At 63.5% G+C, this 21016-nt stretch carries 21 protein-coding genes; 10 read left to right on the top strand and 11 right to left on the bottom strand.

The window, feature by feature from the left end; translation table 11 throughout:
- Positions 1–2 precede the first annotated feature (2 nt).
- The 7 genes from BMX36_RS03060 to BMX36_RS03030 form a co-directional block, all read right to left on the bottom strand.
- Positions 3–1292, bottom strand: a complete 1290-nt coding sequence (locus tag BMX36_RS03060) for a glycosyltransferase family 4 protein (RefSeq protein WP_371262782.1) — start codon at positions 1290–1292, stop codon at positions 3–5.
- On the bottom strand, positions 1283–2548 hold the full coding sequence (locus BMX36_RS03055; RefSeq protein WP_093063637.1) for a capsule biosynthesis protein: 1266 nt from the start codon (positions 2546–2548) through the stop codon (positions 1283–1285). The genes BMX36_RS03060 and BMX36_RS03055 overlap by 10 nt, the downstream gene beginning before the upstream one ends.
- Complete coding sequence (locus BMX36_RS03050) at positions 2545–3840, bottom strand: capsular polysaccharide export protein, LipB/KpsS family (RefSeq protein WP_177179007.1); 1296 nt, start codon at positions 3838–3840, stop codon at positions 2545–2547. Before BMX36_RS03050 ends, BMX36_RS03055 begins: the two co-directional genes overlap by 4 nt.
- A 158-nt stretch (positions 3841–3998) precedes the next feature.
- Positions 3999–5174, bottom strand: coding sequence for a KpsE/RkpR family capsule polysaccharide export protein (locus BMX36_RS03045; RefSeq protein WP_066778726.1), 1176 nt, complete (start codon positions 5172–5174; stop codon positions 3999–4001).
- 52 nt (positions 5175–5226) lie between these two features.
- Positions 5227–5970 (bottom strand): ABC transporter permease, encoded by a 744-nt coding sequence (locus BMX36_RS03040; protein WP_177179006.1) that lies wholly within the window; start codon positions 5968–5970, stop codon positions 5227–5229.
- A 138-nt stretch (positions 5971–6108) separates the two neighbouring features.
- Entirely contained in the window at positions 6109–7140 is a 1032-nt protein-coding gene (locus tag BMX36_RS03035) for a glycosyltransferase family 4 protein (protein ID WP_256210637.1), read from the bottom strand.
- Positions 7141–7434: 294 nt separating this feature from the next.
- On the bottom strand, positions 7435–8574 hold the full coding sequence (locus BMX36_RS03030; protein WP_218142128.1) for a glycosyltransferase family 4 protein: 1140 nt from the start codon (positions 8572–8574) through the stop codon (positions 7435–7437).
- 47 nt (positions 8575–8621) lie between these two features.
- Here BMX36_RS03030 and BMX36_RS03025 point away from each other — a divergent pair, with 47 nt between their 5' ends.
- From BMX36_RS03025 to BMX36_RS03005, 5 genes are all read left to right on the top strand, one after another.
- Entirely contained in the window at positions 8622–9302 is a 681-nt protein-coding gene (locus tag BMX36_RS03025) for an ABC transporter ATP-binding protein (protein ID WP_093063632.1), read from the top strand.
- Positions 9303–9410: 108 nt separating this feature from the next.
- On the top strand, positions 9411–10553 hold the full coding sequence (locus BMX36_RS03020) for a polysaccharide biosynthesis/export family protein (protein WP_066777534.1): 1143 nt from the start codon (positions 9411–9413) through the stop codon (positions 10551–10553).
- 150 nt (positions 10554–10703) lie between these two features.
- Positions 10704–11714: a KpsF/GutQ family sugar-phosphate isomerase gene (locus BMX36_RS03015; RefSeq protein WP_093063631.1), complete on the top strand. Its 1011-nt coding sequence runs from the start codon at positions 10704–10706 to the stop codon at positions 11712–11714.
- 14 nt (positions 11715–11728) lie between these two features.
- Positions 11729–12535: a 3-deoxy-manno-octulosonate cytidylyltransferase gene (gene kdsB, locus BMX36_RS03010; RefSeq protein WP_256210636.1), complete on the top strand. Its 807-nt coding sequence runs from the start codon at positions 11729–11731 to the stop codon at positions 12533–12535.
- The gene (locus BMX36_RS03005) at positions 12535–13083 is read left to right on the top strand and encodes a histidine phosphatase family protein (RefSeq protein WP_093063630.1); all 549 of its coding nucleotides are present in this window, start codon (positions 12535–12537) and stop codon (positions 13081–13083) included. The genes kdsB and BMX36_RS03005 overlap by 1 nt, the downstream gene beginning before the upstream one ends.
- Positions 13084–13089: 6 nt before the next feature.
- Here the strand turns inward: BMX36_RS03005 and kdsA are convergent, their stop codons facing one another.
- On the bottom strand, positions 13090–13911 hold the full coding sequence (kdsA, locus tag BMX36_RS03000; protein WP_093063629.1) for a 3-deoxy-8-phosphooctulonate synthase: 822 nt from the start codon (positions 13909–13911) through the stop codon (positions 13090–13092).
- The gene (locus BMX36_RS02995) at positions 13908–14201 is read right to left on the bottom strand and encodes a hypothetical protein (RefSeq protein ID WP_093063628.1); all 294 of its coding nucleotides are present in this window, start codon (positions 14199–14201) and stop codon (positions 13908–13910) included. The genes kdsA and BMX36_RS02995 overlap by 4 nt, the downstream gene beginning before the upstream one ends.
- 21 nt (positions 14202–14222) lie before the next feature.
- On the opposite strand from BMX36_RS02995, the gene BMX36_RS02990 reads away from it, so the two are divergent.
- Together BMX36_RS02990 and BMX36_RS02985 are read left to right on the top strand one after the other, a co-directional pair.
- Positions 14223–15344, top strand: coding sequence for a hypothetical protein (locus tag BMX36_RS02990; protein WP_093063627.1), 1122 nt, complete (start codon positions 14223–14225; stop codon positions 15342–15344).
- Complete coding sequence (locus BMX36_RS02985; protein ID WP_093063626.1) at positions 15344–16741, top strand: cytochrome P450; 1398 nt, start codon at positions 15344–15346, stop codon at positions 16739–16741. Before BMX36_RS02990 ends, BMX36_RS02985 begins: the two co-directional genes overlap by 1 nt.
- Before the next feature lie 29 nt (positions 16742–16770).
- Here the strand turns inward: BMX36_RS02985 and BMX36_RS02980 are convergent, their stop codons facing one another.
- Together BMX36_RS02980 and BMX36_RS02975 are read right to left on the bottom strand one after the other, a co-directional pair.
- Positions 16771–17664, bottom strand: a complete 894-nt coding sequence (locus tag BMX36_RS02980; protein WP_093063625.1) for an ROK family protein — start codon at positions 17662–17664, stop codon at positions 16771–16773.
- Positions 17665–18105 (bottom strand): MarR family winged helix-turn-helix transcriptional regulator, encoded by a 441-nt coding sequence (locus BMX36_RS02975; RefSeq protein ID WP_066777503.1) that lies wholly within the window; start codon positions 18103–18105, stop codon positions 17665–17667.
- A 78-nt stretch (positions 18106–18183) separates the two neighbouring features.
- Here BMX36_RS02975 and hppD point away from each other — a divergent pair, with 78 nt between their 5' ends.
- From hppD to BMX36_RS02960, 3 genes are all read left to right on the top strand, one after another.
- Positions 18184–19221, top strand: coding sequence for a 4-hydroxyphenylpyruvate dioxygenase (gene hppD, locus BMX36_RS02970; protein ID WP_177179005.1), 1038 nt, complete (start codon positions 18184–18186; stop codon positions 19219–19221).
- Positions 19222–19354: 133 nt separating this feature from the next.
- A complete protein-coding gene (gene hmgA / locus BMX36_RS02965) occupies positions 19355–20641 on the top strand; it encodes a homogentisate 1,2-dioxygenase (RefSeq protein ID WP_093065174.1) in 1287 nt (428 codons plus the stop codon).
- Positions 20642–20667: 26 nt separating this feature from the next.
- On the top strand, positions 20668–21015 hold the full coding sequence (locus tag BMX36_RS02960) for a Rieske (2Fe-2S) protein (protein WP_093063623.1): 348 nt from the start codon (positions 20668–20670) through the stop codon (positions 21013–21015).
- Position 21016: the final 1 nt, after the last annotated feature.

Below are 21016 nucleotides of genomic sequence, written 5' to 3'. Positions count from 1 at the left end.
GACTACCGCCGTTGATCGGCGACCGCCTCGACCACATCGAGCACGATGTCCATATGACGGGCCCAACTCATGGGCGACCACCCGCGCATCCGTTCACATTGCGCCGCTCGCATCGCAGACACTGGGCTCGCATAATCCAGGATCGTCCGAAGCCAGCCGATACCGTCGAGTGGATCGAGATAGTCGGGCATGTCGCCGCCCGCCTCGCGCAACGCACTGATGTCGCTGCAAATCACCGGGACACCGGCAGCAAGCGCCTCCGCTACCGGCATCCCGTAACCCTCCGCGAAGGAAGGCAACAGCACCGCCCGTGCGCCGCCAAGCAATCGCGTGAGCTGTCGATCATCTACGTCCGGCTGCTCCACCACATGGCCGCGCAGCGCCACCGATCGCTCCAGCAAGTCGATGACGTTCTCATTTTCCCACCCGCGCCGGCCGACGAGGATCAGGCGCGGCGCCGTCTCTCCCATGTTCTCCGCCATGCGCCGCCACACATTGAGCAACAGCAGATGGTTCTTCCGCGGCTCGATCGTGCCGATGCAAAGAAAATACGGCCGCTCGCTACCCTCGCCATCGATCATTGGCACAGGATCGCTCCACTCGCAGCCCAGATGAGCAACGCGGGTCGGCCGACCTGCCCGCGGCGTCAGATGCGGCTGCAACTCATCCAGTGTGGCCTGGGAATTGGCGACTATCCCGTCGGCGAAGCGGTCGATCGTGCGGATGCGCCGCGTGTGGAGCGCAGCGCCATTCGCACGGGCGAATTCCGGATAGGCAAGCGGGATCACGTCGTGAACCAGGTTCACGAAGCGGGCGCGCTCGGTCTGCAGGATACTGCGCACGAGCTTGCCGTCTTCGAGGTGATGCGGCGAGGCCTGGAGGTACACGCGCTGCCCTAACGGCACAGGAACCGCTCGGGGGCGAAGCGCGAAAAGGTGCCGGATCGCTTGCGCCCTTACTGCTTCAGCCTGTGCCTCGCCCCGTGTCTGCCAGCGTGCCTGGGTGAAAGCGAGAAACTGTCTCACCGCGCCTATTTCGAGCCGTCCGTAATAGCCGCCCGCCGGATGCACCGCCGCGAAGCGCAGCCGGTCGGGAACTCGTTTCAACAGTTCGACGGCATAGGCATATTCCACCCGATCGATGCCGGTTGGCGTCAGATGATAGGCACGGCTGAGCAAGCGCGAGAGATCGAATACGATCGGCCGGCGCGCACGACGACTATGCCGGCCGGTGCCGGGCAGTCCCTTGCTGAACAGCATCTGCGCCGGCGCGCGAAACGGTTTCAGCGCCAATGGGCAATCCGAGTCACGTTATCGGCGCTCGCCGGCGACATCTCCGGTGCGGTCAGACGCGGGATGGCGTTCTCCACCAGCATGGCCAGACCTTCTTCGCTCAAGAAGCCGCCGTGCACCAGCGATCGATCAACGAACACCCTGCGCACGGCCGCCCAAAGATCGGCGTCAGGCTGAGGGGGGTTAGGCCAGAAATCGTCCAGCGCGCCGCGATGAACCACGCCATCCACGTCATAAACGGCGTGTCCGAGCACCGCGACCGGGACGCCGTGGTTCAGCGCCAGCGTTCCCACCGTGCTGTTGACCATCACGGCGCCGACCATGATCGGCAGCAGCATCGCGATATCGCCATCGGAAATGTAGAAGACCCGGTCTTCCACTCCGTAATGCCGCGCCAGATTCCGGGTAATCCGGCGCCATGGAACGAGGCCATTATCGAGGGGATGGCGCTTCACGAGCAGACGACTGCCGGACGGGGCGCCGCGTGCAAAGCTCTTGATGATGAAGCGCAGCGCGGCACGCATGTCGCCAAAGGGCGAATGAACGCGAAGCTGATAGTCCGAATTCAGCTGCAAAGGCGCAAGAAAGATCGGATGATCTTCCCATTCCGGCAGCACCTGCTCCAGTGTTCGCCGTGACAACTTGCGCTCACGTTTATTGTTGGCCGCCCACAGCCCCCAACCCGCCGCTTCGACAAGAGGATTATGCGGCCGATGCGTCCGGTAGAATGGGTAAGCCGGGGTCAGCAGCATCGTTGCCAGCAGATGGCTGATCGTCTCTTCCGCCCGACGACGAAAGCTGGATGGCACGGGATCATGTTCCGGCTCGGGCGGCAATCGCCGTGCCTCTGCACGGAACCACAAGGGATCTCGCGACATTCGGGAGTGTCCGTTCACGCCGCCCTCTTCCAGCGTGACGTAGTCGGGGCGGATATACCCTTCCTCCAGCACGTGGACCCGGAGGCCTCGGACTTTCGCCATTCCGTGCGCGCTGGAATGATGCGGCCGGCAGTCGCCGAAAAGCACGACATCCGTGATGCCGTGATCAACGATGAAATCATCGAAGAAGACCGGCCAATTTCGCAGAGTTCCGCGGTAATCGACCGCCGCACTTGGCCAGTCCAGCCGATCACCGCCGCACAGGTTGATCCGAAACACGCTGTGGCCAAGTGCCGACAGGGCGCCGCCCAGACGAGCGAAATACGAACCATGCGGTCCTTGCAGGAAGAGGAAGCGACGCTGCTCCGGCGCAGTCATCTCTGCCTCCTCACTGCCGGCCGCATCGCCAGGCGTGCTGCGCCATAGGCGCGTCGGAAGCCGGTCAATACATTGTACGGCCGCCGGCTCGTTCGGCCGAGCCGTTCTACGATCACCTCTGGAGGACAGGGCAACTCAGTCTCGGGATCAAGGTAGCGTGGCGCCAGGATCAAGGCGCCGGCAACCAGCGCGTCGAGCGACAGCGGACGGCCTCTGCGCGCCGGAACCGGGCAAAGGTCCCGGGTCAAACCCCAGCCGGCATAAAAGGGCATGCCGTGTACCGTCACCTCCACGCCGCGCAGCAAGGCTTCGAATCCGGTGAGCGAGGAGAAGACATGAACGGCATGGGCCTTCTCCAATAGGGCGAGCAGCGATCCGCTACCAAGCACAAGATCGGCATCCTCGGCCCCCGGGACCGTACCATTGCGCAGACCGGCCATGACGTCGGGATGCGGCCGATAGATGATGAAAGCGTCTGGCTCGCATTGGCGAACACGGCACATGAAATCGCTCATGCCGGATTGCCCGTTGCGGGTTACCGCCAGGTCATCGGCAACCTGCCCGATCGCCAGGACAATCTTTCTGCCGGTCGGTAGCGGCGGCGGCGGTGCACCCTCGTCGATACCGTATTTGCCCAGGCGCGCCGCAACGATCTGTTCGCGCAATGCCTTTGCCCGGCACAGCAGCGGCTCGGTGAATTCTCCGTTGGCGAGAATATGCTCGAGTTCGCTCGCTCGGTCGGGGTCGTAGTGGATACCGCCAAGCCGATCGACCAGGATCGACAATGGCGGCCGGCACTCGGCACCCAACCCAGCCGAGCGCAGAAAACCATCCTCAACCTGCCACGCCGCCACGCCTGCCCGCTCTGCCTGTGCAGGAAAATGCGCCGGTGTGCGGGAGGGCCAATAGGCGACGGCTTGCCCTGGTTCGGCGAGCGCGAGTGCCCGCTCGGCGGACAAGAACGGCGGTTGCTTCTCGCCATCCCAAAGAAAGCGGCCAATCGCCTCCCGCTTCCAGCCACTCATGCCAATCGCAGCGACGATCTTTTGGTTGGCGATAAGGGTCGATTGCCACAACGAAAGGATGTGAACGGCCTCATGCGCGTCGCATGGGGCGCCGGTGAACGGATTGCGATAACTGGCTTCCTCGATTGCCCGGATCGCGTCGGCGCGACAATCCTCGCCCTCGCCCTCGCCCTCGCCCTCTCCCGCAATCCAGCGCAAAATGGCGCGCTCGCGCTCATTCTTTCCGGCCACTCGCCTGGTCGCGCCGAGCCAGAACGCGCCGCCCACGCCACTTTTCCGCATTGCCTCGAACAGCCGATCGGGATCGTCAAGACGGGAGCGGCCGGGGCATGACACGGCAGCAACCTCCCTCCCTACCCACGGGAAGGGGGGAGACCGTAGCAGAAGTGGGGCGGCCGATGGCACGACCACAACGCCTCTCCCGATCAGGCCGCGTGCTCGCGCACGCCCGCCGCGATCAGCCAGCCGATCGCGTAAACGACAAGCAATGCGCAAAATACCGTCAGCAAGGTCAGCGCCCGCTTCGGGTACAGCGACTTCACCGGCATGTTCGGCTCGACAACACGCGCCACATACAATTGCTGGCGCACAGCATTCTGCCGCGCCTGCTGATATGTGGCGGCCGCCGCCTCGTAACGCTTGGCGAGCAGCTCCTGCTGGATTCGCAGCCGCTCATAGCCGCCCAGTCCCTCGGCAATGGTGCTGGCGCCGCCGGCGAGACGACTGTTCTGCGCCGCAAGCTGGCCCTCCAGGCTCCGGATCTGCTGCTTCAGCGCCTGTACCTGCGGACTTTCCGAGCCGATCAGCGACTGGGTGGTGGAAAGCTGCGCCCTTGCGGCGGACAATTCCTGCGACAGTCGGGAGACCAGCGCGATCTGCGCCTGCGCCGTGCCTGCCGGATCGACATCCCGCCCGGTCTGCCGGAACCGCGTAAGCTGCGTCTGCACGTCGCCTAATGCGCGCTCCGCCTCGTCCAGCTGCCGGCGCGACAATGCGACCGCATCGGAGAAGCCGCGAATGTTCATTTCGTTGACGCGCTGCTCGCCCAGGCTGAGCAGCGCACGCGAAAGGTTATAGGCATCGCCCGGCCGGAACGCGCGCGCCTTCAGCGTCGTGATGCCATTGTCGGTATCGAAATAGACGTCGACCTGCTGCTGATAGTAGCGCAGTAGAAACTCCGGCGTCGGCTCCGCCACCATCAGGCGGCTGAGCAGATCGGCCTCGGGGCGCCGGAACAGCGCAACCAGGTTCAACCGCTTCTGTAGCGCCGCGACAACGTCGTGGGATGTCAGATAGTCGGCAACACTCTGTGCCTCGGTCGAGGCCGCGCCCGCGCCGCTACCCGCGCCAAAACCAAGCGCGGCGGTGATTCCGCCCATCGATGGCGAGGGATCACTGCCGCCCTGTGTGCGGACGATGAAGTGCGCTTCAGACACATATTGGTCCGACGCCATCGCATAAAGATAGGTCGCCAGCAGCAGGGTCGGCGCGACCACCACTAGGATGAACCACTTATACCGCTTCCACAGGCGGTGCGCGCGCGTGCTCAGTGGCGGTGCGGCTTTAACCTCCGCATCGGCCGGCGTCATGAAACCGTGCACGCGTAACTCCCCCTCATCGTGCGACCAGCGGCGCTTTGCCCGGCTCCGCCCCTCACGGCATCTGAATACGCTTTCGTGCAACCGAAAGCAAAAGAAGGCCCAATAGGATTAGCCCTAAAATCCAAGCGCTCAGATAAGCAAGGTCGATATAGACGGTCTTGGCCGATTTAAACCAGCCATACCGCATGATCTCGTAGCAATGCGCCAGCGGGATCGTGAGAAGAATGTCGCGAACTTGCCTGGGCAGCGCGTGCATTGTGAAGAAGGCGCCCGACAGCGGCATCAGCACATAGATGATCGGATGGATGATCCGCCCCAGCGAGCGACGCTCGTGCGTGATGGCGCACACCACCATGGAGAAGCCCCAGGACAGGAGGAACATCGCGAGGACGCCCAGCCCGTAAATCAGGGGCCGTTCCGGCAGGTTGGCAATCCCGGTCGCTACCGCCAGCCCCATCAGCACGCAAAAGGCGAGCAGCGTCCCTGCCTGTTCCAGAAGGCCCCGAGCCAGCAGGACGTCGAATGGAGTGATGGTCCGGTGATAGAAGAGCGAGACGTTGCTCTCCAGCGCTCCCTCCGCACGGCTCAACATCGAGCGGAACGTCATGAAGTTGCAATAGCCGATCAGCGCGGCGGGCACCGGCTTGATGTCCCCACCGAAGTGATTGGGCGCGCGCGCATGGATCAGGCCCACCGCCGTCGCCAGGAACAACGGCTCCAGGATCAGCCAGAGATAGCCGATATTCTCCCGGCCATACCTTGTGTGCAGTTCGCGCATCATCAACGCGCCGATCACACGCGTCTGGATGCGCAGCCCTTCCCGCATCACGCCCCGCCGTCGCGGCAATTCCTCGCTGACGCTTGCCATGGTCCCGCCCCGATTAATCAGGGGTCGCTAGCGTAAAGCGCGGAGCACGTCGAGGCAGCCGCGCGATCAACGCGGCGGCGACGCCAGCACGCTGGTATAAAGGGCGTGGAGCTTGCGCCGATGCTCGCTCAGGGAAAAGCGTGAGGCCTGCTGAAGCCCGGCCTGGGAAAGCAACGCGCGCATTTCCGCGTCACGATCGACGCGCGCGATGGCTCGCGCGAGCGCCGACACATCATACGGATCCACGATCAGCGCGGCATCGCCGGCGACCTCGGGCAGCGAGCCTCGGTTTGATGTCACCACGGGCGTGCCAAGCTGCATGGCCTCAAGCACCGGAAGGCCAAAACCTTCGTACAGAGATGGAAACAGAACCGCGCGAGCATGCCGGGCGAGATGCATCAGCAACCGCCGCGGCAGATATTCCAGCTGGATGATGCGCGCGCCCGATTTGCCACCACGACGAACCATGGCGTCGACAAGCCGCAGTTCCCCGTCCTTCTGCCACCCGCTAGCACCGACGAGCACCAGCGGATGCGGCGTATCGGTGGATAGATATGCCTCGACCATCCGGGCCACGTTCTTCTTCGGTTCGATGGCGCCGAAGAACAGGAAATAGCCCTGCGGTTTGACGCCGAAGATCGCCTCCACGTCGACTGGCTCGTGGACGAGGCCGTCGGGAATGGGCGTATGTTGATAGGTGTTGGTGACCTGATCCTCACCTGCGCCGAGCAGGTCGATGATATCCCGGCGGCTCGACTCAGATACCGTGACGATGTGATCGCCTTCACGCACGCATCGCTCCACCAGCCGATGATAGTAGCGCTTGCGATCCAGCGTTGCGAAGGGCAGCTTCAGCGGCACGAGATCATGCAACGTGTAGAGGTTGCGTGAACCCATCAGACGTACAGGGATCGGGTACGTCCAGTGCATGATCGCCGGTGGATCGGGAATGTTCAGTTCGAGGAACCGCCGAGTCCGCCGGAAGTGGCGCTCGGCCCGCTCGAACAAATGCGCACCGCTCAGCAAGCGGTCAAAACGGGGCAGCTTGTCGGCAAATCCGGCGCGTTCGATTCGCGACGTTTCCGGCACCTCCGACACGCGCAACCCGCGCATCACGGTTGCCCGATCAAGCATCGGCCGGAGCCAGGCGGGTCCCCGCCGCGGCGGCATTCCTCGGCCAAGCGCCTCGTAAAACAAAACCTCACGCAGGCTCTCGTCACGTCCGACGGGTATGGCGAACAAGCCTTCGACCGGCATGCCGAGCGACCGGACCGCTTCGGCCAGCGCAAAACCATAAGTCGCAACCCCGGTGCCGTGTGGCAGCGCCAGGTTGAACCCGTCGATGCCGACGCTTGCGATGGTCGTGCGCTCGTCCCCCATGCCGCCGAACGACTAAACGTCGAAGCGAGAATCGCTAGTGAATTCGTCGTGCAGGCGGCGAAGGCGCTCGCCAAACCGTTCAGGGGTGTAATCACCCGCCCGCTCACGACCGCGCAAACTCAGCCGGGCACGCAGCTCGTCATCCCCGTCCAGGCGCCTGATCCCGTCGGCAATCGCATCTTGGCTCATCGGGTCGACCAGCAGCGCAGCTTCACCCGCTACCTCCGCTAGCGCGCCACTCCGCGACGTCAGCACGGGTGTTCCAAGCGCCATGGCCTCTATCACCGGAAGGCCGAAACCTTCCGCCAGAGAGGGAAACAGTAGGCCGCGCGCATGCTGGATCAGGTCGATCAGCGCAGCTCTTTCCTGATACGGCAGGATGATAAGGCCTGGCTCGCCATGCGCAGCGTCATGATCGGGGCCGGTCAGAACAAGTGGATGGGTCGTACCACTCGCACGCCACGCCGCTATCAATCGCGGCAAGTTCTTGCGTGGTTCGGCAAGTCCGCAGAACAGGAAGTATCGTTGCGGCTTCAGCCCGCTGGGCAAGGGCGCGTTCGCCGGTGTCAGACCGGTGGTCGCCGTTCCGCCATTCACCACGGCGCGGGCCGGCAAGTCGAACGCGGCAAGGATCTCATGGCGCGCCGCATCGGAAACGGTCAGGAACCGGTCCGCGACTTCTGCCAGCGCTCCTACGCGCCGCCGCAGGGCGACAGGCTGCACCTGAGACAGGCTCGGCGCAACCAGCGGGATGGCGTCGTGAATCGTGTAAAGATTGATCCAGCCGTCGATCCACGCGGGTATCGGATAGGTCCAGTGCATGATCCCCGGCGCGCCCGGCGCATCCAGCCTGAGGAGCTTGCCCGTAGTGGCGAACCGCACGTGCGCCAGGCGAAAGATGTCGGCTGCACGCAGCGCGCACGTATCTCGGACCAGCGGGACTGGCTTGGGCAGTCGAGCGCGCACCCGTCGCCCGATTACTTGCATTGAAGGGTTCGGGGTGCCGAATCGCCCGCGCTGGTCGTCGGTGAGCACCAGCGGCGCGGGTCCGGTCGCGGCGAGCCCCTCCTTCATCGCCCTCGCATAGGATGCGACACCCGTCGCTTCCGCGTCCGCCAGCCGCCCATCAATGCAAACTGGCACCTGTCGCACCGGGTTTCGATCCTCTAACACGCTCACGACACTGGCACGGGGTGGGAATGATTGTCCTCGACAATGTTTCAAAGGTCTATCGCGGTCACAACGTGGACAATGAGGTTCTGCGCGCGGTTCACCTGACAATCCCTCGCGGCGACTCGATCGGGGTCTGCGGTGCCAACGGGGCTGGGAAATCCACGCTGATGAAGCTGATCGCCGGAATCGAGCGCCCGACGACCGGTAAGGTGACGCGACACATGAGCGTATCGTGGCCGATCGGCTATTCCACCGCGTTCCACCCGCATCTCACCGGCGCCGACAATGCCAGGTTCGTTGCCCGCATCTATGGCGCGGACGAACGCGAGTTGCTCGCCTTTGTCGAGGATTTCGCGCAACTCGGCTCCTATCTCCACGAACCGATCCGAACCTATTCGGCAGGCATGGCTGCGCGCCTCGCTTTTGGCGTGTCGCTCGCGATCAGATTCGATTGCTATCTGGTGGATGAGGTGACGGGTGCTGGCGACGAACGCTTCAAGGTTCGCGCCGAGGAGGCTCTGTACGACCGGCGGGATAGCGGAACATTGGTGATGGTTTCGCACGATACGAGCACGCTGTTCCGATACTGCAAGCGCGGCGCGGTGGTCTACGGCGGCAGCGTGACGCTCTATGATACGATTGCGGAAGCGGCGGACGTTCATCATCGCCTCCAGGCCATTGGCGCACGCGCCGGGCAGGCCGCTTAAGGGCAGCGACGGATTTCGATCAGTCTGTTGGATTGTCTTGCCCTGCTTGACGCGATAACCGGCGGGCACGCACCGGCTTTTTCGGGGCGCTTCCCGGGGGGGGAAAGTATGCGGAAGGGCGTTAGCGGATCGTCGCGGCTGATCGCGGCGGCGATGATCGGAAGTGCACTTGCCGGCTGCTCGACGCTGCCAAGCGCGGGTCCCACGGCGGCGCAGATCAACGACGCGCTGCGCAAGGACAATCAGACCGGCTTTACCATTGTCGACATTGATGCCGGCACCGCGCCGGCTCTTGCCTTCACACCGCCGCCGGTGGGTGGTCTTGCCAAGCTGGAGCGCGCCGGGCGCATCGATACGGTCGGATCCGGAGACCTGCTGGAGATCAGCATCTTCGAGGTCGGCGTCACCCTTTTCACCGGGGTCAGCGCCAGCCCGGCCCAGGGCGGCACGTTCAACCCCTCCGCACGCGGGACTCAGCTAGGCACCGTGAAGGTCGATGGCGCTGGCGATATCCAGCTGCCGTACATCGGCCGGCTCGCCGTGGCCGGCAAGACGACCAGCGAGATCGAGCGCATGATTGAACAGGGCCTGCGCGGTCTTTCCCAGCGACCGCAGGCGCTCGTGTCGGTAAAGGAGAATGCGCACAACATCTTCTATGTCTCCGGCGATGTGCGTCAGCCCGGGCGCTATACGCTGGCGCTGCCGCGCGAACGGCTGCTCGATTCGCTTGCGCGCGCGGGCGGCACGGTGAACCAGCCGGACGATATGGTGGTGCGCGTCACCCGCGGCGGCATCTTCGAGGAAAGTCGCCTTTCAGCGGTGGAGGCTTCCGGGCCGCAGAATATCGCGCTGCTGCCGGGCGATCGTATCGAGCTGTTCAATCGCCCGCGCACCTATCTGGTGTTCGGCGCGAGCGACAAGGTGAGCCAGGTGAACTTCGGCGCAAACAACGTGTCGCTGGCGGAGGCACTGGCGCGTACCGGCGGGCCGAGCGAGCGGCTCGCCGATCCCGCCGCCGTGTACCTGTTCCGCTACAACGCTGCGCCGGGCGACGCACCGGGGGCGCAGCCCGTGATCTACCGGCTCAACATGATGCGTCCGGACAGCTATTTTCTGGCGCAGCGCATCGGGATGCACGACAAGGACGTGATCTATATCGCGACGGCACGGGCCAATGCCCCCGGCAAGCTTGCCCAGATCCTGGGGCAGTTGTTCGCGCCCATCGTCGCCGTACGCGCCGTCAGCCGATAACGCCTCGCACTGCCCCGCTGCGGCGGTTAAGCAGGATCAATCCGGTTTCAGTTGGTTGAGCCGGCCAACTCGCCTACGGTAAAGGACCTAGGGAAGGCACCGCGCCGCGACCAATGCCGCGGCCGAACCTTTCCGCGCAAAGGCGATGACATGACCACACGGCCCGGCGAAATCATCACCCTTCCGCTGCGTACGTCGACGAAGTCGGTTGCCGCACGTGCTGTCGCCCTCGCGGGCGAGGGCATCGCCGCGCTGAACGCATGTTTCGACGATCCGGGCTTCTGCTCCGATTTTGACCGGCTCGTGCGACTGATCGCCGGTTCACGTGGGCGCGTCATCCTCGCCGGCATGGGCAAGAGCGGCATCATCGCACGCAAGATCACGGCAACGCTGACGTCCACCGGCGTTCCCGCCACGTTCCTGCATCCTGCCGAAGCCGGCCATGGCGACATGGGGATGATCACCCAAAACGATGTGGTCTTGGTCATCTCCCACTCCGGCGAAAGCAGCGAACTCGCCGCGATCTTCAGCTACTGCAAACGCTTCGCCATTCCGATCGTGACGATCACGACCCAGGCCGGATCCACCGCGGCACGGGCAGCCGACTTCCACATCCGCTTGCCCGACGTGCGTGAGGCGTGCCCGATCCAGCTCAGCCCAACCACGTCCACGACCGTGCAACTGGTGTTTGGCGACGCGCTGGCGATGACCCTCATGGCCGATTGCGGCTTCTCCGCGGACGATTTCCACCGATTGCATCCGAACGGTCGCCTCGGCGCGCGCCTGCTCAAGGTGCGCGATGTCATGGCGCGGGGTGCTGACGTGCCGCGCGTCACGCCCGACGCGTCGTTGCTCGACGCGACCATCGAAATGACGCGAACCCGGCTGGGCGGCACTGCCGTCGTGGATTCCGACGGCCGCCTCATAGGCGCCTTCACCGATGGCGACCTGCGCCGCACCGTCACCGTGGAACGCACCCTGACCGATCCGGTCGGTCAATATATGAGCCGGTCTCCCCTGTGCATCGGTCCGGCCGAGCTTGCCTCGGAAGCAGTTCGGCTGATGCATGAAAGCAACGTGATGTTGCTCTTCGTTCGCGAAGGCGAGCAGCTCGTCGGCGTCGTTCACATGCACGATGTCCTTCGCGCGGGCGTGGTCTGACGCTATTCTGCCCGGTGTCGCTGCTCATCGTCATTCCCGCTCGGGCCGGATCGACCCGGCTACCACTGAAGCCCTTGCTGCCGATTGCCGGTACTTCCCTGCTCCACCGCACGATCGCCTATGCGCGAGGAGCGCTGTCGAAAATGCCAGGCGCCCGGCTGGTGGTCGCAACGGACGACGAGCGCATCGCGCTCCATGCGGCTGAAACGGGCTGCGACGTCATGATCACGGATACGGGGCTCACTTCAGGCTCCGGCCGGGCGCTCGCCGCGGCGTGTATGCTGCCGGACAAGCCTGATGTGATCGTTAACCTGCAGGGCGATTCCCCCTTTCAACCACTTGAGGCACCGGCAGCGATCATCCAGGCGCTGTCTTCGGCATCGGCCGACGTGGCAACGCCAGTCGTGCGCCTAAGCTGGCAAGCGCTGGACGCGCTCCGTGCTCACAAGACCGTCGCACCGTTCAGCGGCACCACCTGCGCCCGTGCCGCCGATGGACGCGCGCTCTGGTTCTCCAAAGCAATCATCCCGGCAATCCGCGACGAGGCTAGGCTGCGCGCCGCCGGCCGCCCCTGCCCCGTGTTCCGCCACATCGGCATCTATGGCTATCGGCGTCTCGCGCTGGAGGCATTCGAATCGACCCCGCCCAGCGCGCTCGAAGAGCTCGAAGGCCTTGAACAGCTCCGGCTGCTGGAACTCGGCCTGCATGTGCAGACGGTCGAGGTCGCTCCCGCCCTGTTCGACATATCCGGCATCGACACCGCGGCGGATATCGCCCGCGCGGAGGCTCTGATCGCCGCCCATGGCGATCCCTATCGTTGATGCGCGCGATCATCGTTCGCCACGGCAACACGTTCGCGCCAGGAGAACCACCACGTCGCATCGGTGCGCGAACCGACCTACCGCTCGTCGAAAGCGGCAGGCTTCAAGCGCAAGCACTCGCCGAGTGCTTCAACGGTATGCAATTTGATCGCTGCCTCGCATCGCCGCTGCGCCGGACACAGGAGACCGCCGCCATCATCGCTCCCAACCTTCGCCCCGAACCGGCGATCTGGCTTCGCGAGATCGACCACGGGCCGGACGAAGGCCTGAGCGAAACCGAAGTCATCGCCCGTGTCGGAGCAAGGGCGCTGGCCGATTGGGACGTTCACGCGCTTCCACCCCCCGGCTGGATAGTGGATGCGTCGGCTCGCGTTGCCGCCTGGCGCGCCTTTTTCGCGGGAATGACCGGCACCGTCCTCCTCGTGACGAGCAATGGCGCGGCGCGGTTCGCCCGGATCGCGCTTGGTCTCGGCCCGGCCCGCTTGCGCACCGGCGCTTATGCTGAAATCACCGCTGGCGCGGTTACGGCGTGGGACGTGCGTCCCTAAGACGGCTCAGCGTCGATCCTTCACGATCTCATCGATCCGGCGCAGGTCATCGAGCATCGCGGGCACCGCGCCCAGCGGCAGCATGACTGGCCCATCGGAGGGCGCTGCTTCCGGATCATCATGCGCTTCCGCAAAGATCGCCGCAGCCCCCACGGCCAGCGCCGCGCGTGCGAGTGCCGGTGCGAACCGCCGGTCGCCACCAGACGACGCTCCAAGCCCGCCGGGCGCCTGCACTGAATGGGTCGCATCGAACATTACGGGAAAACCCGTTTCCCCCATGATCGGGAGGGCGCGGAAGTCACTTACCAGGGTATTGTAGCCGAAGCTTGTTCCGCGGTCGGTCAGAATGATCCGGTCATTGCCCGTCGACTGAACCTTCGCGGCGACCGCTGCCATGTCCCAAGGCGCCAGAAACTGACCCTTCTTGATGTTCACGGCCGCGCCTGTCTCGCCCGCTGCGATGAGAAGATCGGTCTGGCGGCACAGGAACGCAGGTATCTGGAGGATGTCCACGGCCTGTGCCGCCGCCTTCGCCTGATCCGGCGCATGGATGTCGGTCAATACCGGGCAACCGATCGCGGATTTAACGTCGGCAAGCGTTCTCAGCCCGTCATCGATCCCGACCCCCCGCCGCCCGGTTACGGAGGTGCGATTTGCCTTGTCGAAAGATGATTTGAACACGAACGGCACGCCCGCGGACTGCGCCATGCCCGCCAGGGCATCGGCCAGCCGCAGGCAATGGTCACGGCTTTCGATCTGACACGGCCCGCTGACCAGCACGAACGGCTGATCATTGCCAAAGGTAATCGTTCCAACCTGGACGTTCATCGCGGCGCCTTCACGAACCGCCGCAGCAACTGTCCTCGCCACGGCCAGACGCCCGAATGATAGTTCCAGAAAAACCAACCAAAGATCAGGCACGCCAGAAAGGCAGGCACCGCCATCGGATCACCTTGCGCCCGCATCGTGCGGTAGAATTCGCGGTCAACGGCCCAGCGTCGGCGCTCCGGTCCTCCGCCGGCAATCCCGTAAAGATTGTCATGGCGCCGACAGCCGACGTTCCGGTTGTATTTGCGGTGATCCAAGAAAAGACAGTAATTCCGTTCCCGATCGGCCATCCCATCGTGTAGGCAGTCGCCATGGCGGGGTTCAAGCGGAAAGTCTTCTATGTCGGCGGCTTCGATCCGCGGGGCGCCCGCTTTTATCACGCGCTGGCCGCCGAACAGGTCGCCCGCTTCGCCCAACTGACGGGGGAGCCGGCGTCGGTGTCCCCGCGGCGTCGTGCCGGAGCGTTTCGGACCGACTGGTCCATCCTCAATTCAACACACGACGTATCGACCGAATACAGCTTCCTTCGCTGGGACGATATCGTCCGCAAGGCCTGGATCCGTAGTCCGTTCGCCTTGGCCGCCCGCGCGTGGCGAGCCTATCGCGCGTATATCGCCCACCTCGATTTCGAAACCGGAAAGAGGTTGGGCAAAGGGCCGCTGATTACCCTCTTCTATCCCCCGATCCTGTCCATCGCTCTGCCCCTGCTGCTCACCCTGATCATCGGTGGGCTGGCAGCGATCTGGCTGCCAGGGTCCGTCGCTTTCGCAATCGGCCTTGTGGCCGCCATCCTGATATCCGCACCGTTGCTGAAGAAGTGGCATGCGCCTTGGCTGTTGCGCTTCTTTGTGTTCAACAGCGAACTGAGCGGGGGCGAGGCCGATCCGGAAATCGAGGCGCGGCTGGACAATTTCGCCGAGGAAATCTGCGCCAGCCTCGATCAAGACTGGGATGAAATCATTCTTCTCACGCACAGCAACGGCTCGATCCTGTCCGTTCCGCTGATGGTGCGCGTGCTTGAACGTCGCGGCGACCAGATGCCGCCGAACTTCACACTCGTCACCATGGGTCATTGCATTCCGCTCGTTGCTTGCCGGCGCGATGCGACCCACTTCCACGATCAGCTTCGCCGGCTCGCAACCGCTGATTTCCGCTGGGTCGATATCGGGTCGCCGCCCGATGGCGCGGCCTATTTCGGGGTTAACCCCATGGCGATCGTCGCCCCGGACCCGCGGCCGCGGATGGATCTGCTCAGCCCCCGCTTTCACCTGTTCTACAACCCGGAAACCTACCACAAGGGCTATGCGAACAAGTACGAGATCCATTTCGACTATCTTCGCATGGGCGATCGTCGCTCCCCGCTCGACTTTCCCAGCCTGATGACCGCGGCAAGGCCGATCGACGCCTCGGTGGCCGAGTTCCGGGCGATCTGATGGGCTTGCCGAATATCGGCGGCAAGCACGTCGACGGGCTGTTCGTACCGCCCTTCCCTGATCCACATTCGAAGAAATCGTCGCTGTTCTGGCGTTTCGTTCGGGGATGGAATTCCTGGATTCATGTGCTCTTTGACAAGAGCTACACGATGAAGATGGGGGAGATCCGCACGCCGGGTCTCCACATGTATATCGCCAATGAACTGCCGCTGGTGAAGCGGATCATGAGCAACTGGCGTGAGTTTCCCAAGCACCATCTGCTCGTGCGCACGCTGGAGCCGGCGATCGGGAACAGTGTGTTTTCCGCTAACGGCGATGATTGGGCCACCCAGCGCGAGATGATCAATCCCGCGTTTCAGCAGGCCGCACTGGCGCGAACGCTGCCGATGATGCGGGATGCGGCCGACGCGCTCGTCTCCCGGATAGGCGATCTGGATCTCTCCCACCCGATCAACATCGATCCGCTGATGACGCATGTCGCCGCCGATGTGATCTTTCGCACTCTGTTCTCGCAGGCGCTAGGCGACGCGGACGCGCGCCGGATCCACCATGCCTTCAACCGCTTCCAGCGCCACGCCCAGTCCGCCTCCATGTTGCGCTTCTATCGGATGCCGACGTTCGGCTTCGTTGGGCGGTCGCGCCGCGCTGCGGAGGACATACACTCGGTGTTCGCATCAATCGTTCAGCAGCGACTTGATGCCTATCGCGCAGGCGGGGATCGCGGGCCTGACGACATCCTGGCGTCACTGATGGAGGCCCGTCATCCGCAAACGGGTCAGCCATTCTCGTTCACGGATCTGATGGGTCAGGTTTCCACCATCTTCCTGGCCGGGCACGAAACGTCGGCGAGCGCCCTCAGCTGGGCGCTATATTGCCTGGCAGGTGATCCGGAAACGCAGCGGATCGGGCGTGAGGAGGTTCTGTCCGTGGCCGAAAACAGGCCAATTGCGGCCGAATCGCTCCGGCGCATGCCCGTGATCCGCAACGTGTTTCGCGAAACGCTTCGTTTGTACCCTCCGGTCGCTTTCATGCCACGGGAGGTGAGCTGTCCATCGCAAATGCGTGACAAGCAACTGGAAACCGGCGCGATGATCGTCGTTTCGCCCTGGCTGATCCAGCGCAACCCCGAACACTGGCCCTGCCCCCACGCTTTCCACCCCGCCCGCTTCGATGATCCATCAGCAAAGGCGAAAAGTCGCGAGGCGTGGCTGCCCTTTGGCGCGGGGCCACGGATCTGCGTGGGCGCCGGATTTGCGACTCAGGAGGCCATTGTGGTCTTGGCCACGCTGCTGCGCGCGTTCACCATCGATCCCGCACCGGGCGCGGTTCCCGAGCCGGTTGCGCGGCTGACGCTGCGGCCGAAGCGCGGCATCAAGTTGCTCTTCTCACGTCGATAAAAGGGCGGCGACGAACGCCACTCAAAGCGTCAGCGTGCCTCCAGCGCTTGTTGACCAAGCACGATCGCGCCAAGTGGGCCGGCATTGTGCCCGAGCATCGGCGGCACAACGAACGTCTCCGTGTCCTCGATTTCGGCAATAGCGACGTAGCCGTTCAGCGAACGGCGCAAAGCTTGCCGAATGCGTGGGAAGAGGAACTGGCTGCCCACCATCACACCTCCCCCCATGACGATACGGCGCGGCACGCCGGTCAGTGTAACGGTGTGCAGGAGTTGCGCGAGTGCCTGCACCACATTTTCCCACGCCGGGTGATCGGGCGGCAGATCCTGACCTTTTACTCCCGTCCTTGCGGCAATCGCTGGGCCCGAGGCGAGCCCTTCGACACATGCGCCGTGAAACGGGCAGACGCCGGTCCACTCGTCACCGGCGAGGCGCTGCGGTCGGATATGCCCGAGCTCACTATGGGTCAGCCCATCCACCGCGCGCCCATGCGCGATGAGCCCGACACCGATGCCAGTGCCCACAGTGACATAGGCCAGATCTGAAAGCCCCTCCGCCGCGCCCCAGCGCGCCTCGCCAAGCGCTGCGCCGATGACGTCGCTGTGAAAGGCAGTCGGCACCGAATATCGTGCGGCCAGACGTCTCGCGACGTCAGTGCCGGCCCAGCCCGGCTTTGGCGTAGAAGTGATGTAGCCATAATCGGCAGCAGCTGCATCGATGGACACCGGCCCGAAACTCGCAATCCCCAATGCGGCAAATCCGGCCCACCCATCGATCACGCGCTCTATCGACCCAAGCGTTTCGTCAGGCGACGTTGTAGGGATTTCGATACGCTCGTGAATGGCGTCCGGGCCTTGCGCCAGAATAATCACGCATTTCGTCCCTCCAAGCTCCAGCCCAGCAATCAACGGCATGTTTGACATTCAAGCCTCCAGCGCGGCCGAATCGATCCGCCGCAGCATCGCAACGAAGTCGTTCAACTCCTGCTGCGAAAATCGGGCAAAGATTTTGCTTTCTAATTCCAGCGCCTTGGGAGCAACGCTCGCGTAGAGATCGCGGCCGGAGGGCGTCAGCGACAGATGATGAGACCGCTTGTCACCAGGGTTGGGCGCCCGCATCAGCAAGCCCCGCTCAACCAGCGCGATCGCCGCCCGACTGACGGTCACCTTGTCCATCCGCGTGCGCTCGCCAATGTCAGCCTGCGTGATCGCCTCTACCTCCGCGATGACAGCGATGAGGCGCCATTCCGGAATGGTCAGCCCGAACAGCGACTCATAAGCGCGGGCAATACGATCGCTGACGAGATTGGACGTAATCGACAGCCGATACGGCAGGAACCGGTCGAGCACGAGATGGTTCGTCATGCGGACAGTGGTAGCATTTGACACGAATGCCTCAAGCCGCGATGATAGTATCAAATGTTACTGGATGAGGAATTACTCATGTCGACCGACAATCCCCTGGGCCTGGACGGTTTCGAGTTCGTCGAGTTCACCTCTCCCGATCCCGACGCGATGGCGAAGCAATTCGAGCAGCTTGGCTTCGTACCGACACACCGGCATCCGACGAAGAACATCACGCGGTACAAGCAGGGACGCATCAATCTGATGCTGAACCGGGATGAAGCCGGACGCGTAAAGCAGTTCCGGAACGAACACGGAGCATCTGCAAGTGCCATGGCCTTTCGCGTTGCAGACCCGAAGAAGGCGCTGGAATGGGCCATCGCGCATGGTGCCGAACTGACGGAAGAGGATGATACTGTCATCAAGGGGATTGGTGGATCGTATCTGTATTTCGTGCCGTCGGATGTTGATCTGTATGCCGGTTGGGCCGAGTTCGACGGCTGGCGAGAGGCTGAGGCAAAGAACAACGTCGGCCTGGATCTACTCGACCACCTGACCCATAACGTCCGCCGCGGCCAGATGCGGGTGTGGAGCCACTTCTACCGTACGCTCTTTAACTTCGAAGAACAGAAATACTTCGACATCAAGGGCAAGGCGACAGGCCTTTTCAGCCAAGCGATGATCGCACCTGATAAGGCGATCCGCATTCCGCTGAACGAAAGCCAGGACGATAATTCCCAGATCGAGGAATTCATCCGCGAATATCAGGGCGAAGGCATTCAGCACCTCGCGCTGACTACCGATGACATTTACGACACGGTGGAGCGGCTCCGAGCACGCGGCGTGCGCCTGCAGGACACGATCGAGACCTATTACGAGTTGGTCGACAAGCGCGTGCCTGGCCACAGCGAGGATCTGGAGCGACTGAAGAAGAACCGCATCCTCATCGACGGTTCGGTGGAGAATGACGAGGGCATTCTGCTCCAGATTTTCACCGAGAACATGTTTGGCCCGATCTTCTTCGAGATCATCCAGCGTAAGGGCAATGAGGGTTTCGGTAACGGAAATTTCCAGGCGCTGTTCGAGAGCATCGAGCTGGACCAGATCCGCCGCGGCGTCATCAAGGTCGACGCGTAACGGTGAAGCCGGCGCAGGTCAGGGCCGGTTGCGTCGGAGCCGGCCTTGATCGGGGTAGGATTGCTGCTGGCGATGAGAAAAGGTCAGGACATCTGGCGATTTCTTCAGCACGAGACATAAGGTGAGGATGCAGATGTCCGAAAGCACTGGCAAATATATTCCGGGCTTCGGCAATCATGTCTCGACTGAAGCGGTGGATGGCGCCCTTCCGATTGGGCGCAATTCGCCGCAGCGCCCCGCATTCGGCCTCTATGCCGAGCAACTCTCAGGAACGGCGTTCACCGCTCCGCGGCACGAGAACCGCCGCTCTTGGCTTTATCGATTGAGGCCCTCGGCAGAGCACCCCCCTTTTACCCGTTACGACGGTGCACCGGCCTTCGCCCCGGGAACGACCAGAGAGCCGCTTGCGCCAAACCGGTTGCGCTGGGATCCCGTTGAGCCGCGCTCCGGCGTAGATCTGATCGACGGGATGACAACCATGCTCGCCAACCGCGACCCGGCTGATCTGGAAGGCGTGGCGATTCACCTTTACGGCGCGGACCGCAACATGGAGGGTCGCGCCTTCGTCAATGCCGACGGCGAGTTGTTGTTCGTGCCCCAGCAGGGGCGCCTCGAACTGCTGACGGAATTGGGTCGCATCGAGCTGTCCCCCGGCCAGATCGCCCTGGTGCCGCGCGGCGTGCGCTTCCGCGCGCTGCTGCCGGACGGCAGCGCCTCTGGCTACGCCTTGGAAAACCACGGCGCCATGTTTCGCCTGCCGGATCTAGGACCGATCGGCGCCAACGGTCTGGCCAATGCGCGCGACTTCGAAACCCCGGTCGCCTGGTTTGAGGACCGGGAAAAGCCGTGCGAGATCATCCAGAAATATCTTGGTAGCCTGTGGCATACAAAGCTTCACCATTCGCCGCTCGATGTCGTCGCCTGGCACGGCAATCTGGCTCCCTGGCGCTATGACCTCGCTCGGTTCAACACCATCAACACGGTAAGCTTCGACCATCCCGACCCGTCGATCTTCACCGTGCTGACCAGCCCCAGCGACGTGCCTGGGCGGGCGAACGCGGACTTCGTGATCTTTCCTCCACGCTGGATGGTGGCGGAGGACACGTTCCGGCCGCCATGGTTTCATCGCAACATCATGTCAGAGGCGATGGGCCTGATTACCGGCGCCTATGATGCGAAGGCGGAAGGATTCCAGCCGGGCGGCCTGTCCCTTCACAACATGCTGAGCGGTCACGGGCCCGACAAGGCAAGCTGGGAAGCGGCCAGTCAGGCCGAGCTGAAACCGCACCAGATCACCGGAACAATGGCCTTCATGCTGGAAAGCTGCTGGCCGTATCGCCCGACCCGCTTCGCGCTGGATCATGCGCAGACCGATTACGATGCCTGTTGGGCTGACTTTCCCAAGGCCCGGCTTCCGTGAACCGGTTCGTCGCTGGTCGCTTCTGAATGGAACGACTCTCTGCAACGCCGGCCGGTATCGCGCTGGGCCCACTTGATCAGATCCTCGATGGCCAGGCGCGCAACTTCGTCATCGAGCTGCGCGCCGGCCGCTTTCACGGGTTCATCGTCCGGCGCGCGGACCAGGCCTTCGGCTATGTTGACCGCTGCCCCCATATGGGGCTGCCGCTCGCGCGAAAGCTAGATGACTATGTCAGCGCCGGCCACATCGCCTGTAGTTGGCACGGCGCGCTGTTTGACATCACCTCCGGCGCGTGCGTCGGCGGCCCCTGTCCGGGCACAGCCTTGACGACATGGCCAGTGCGGGTGGAGGCTGGGGCGATCATCACGGCATAGG

This window comes from Sphingomonas sp. OV641 (genome assembly GCF_900109205.1).
Classification (GTDB): Bacteria; Pseudomonadota; Alphaproteobacteria; order Sphingomonadales; family Sphingomonadaceae; genus Sphingomonas.
Note: the sequence above shows the minus strand (reverse complement) of the source record. Positions and strands in the feature narration are given on the sequence as shown.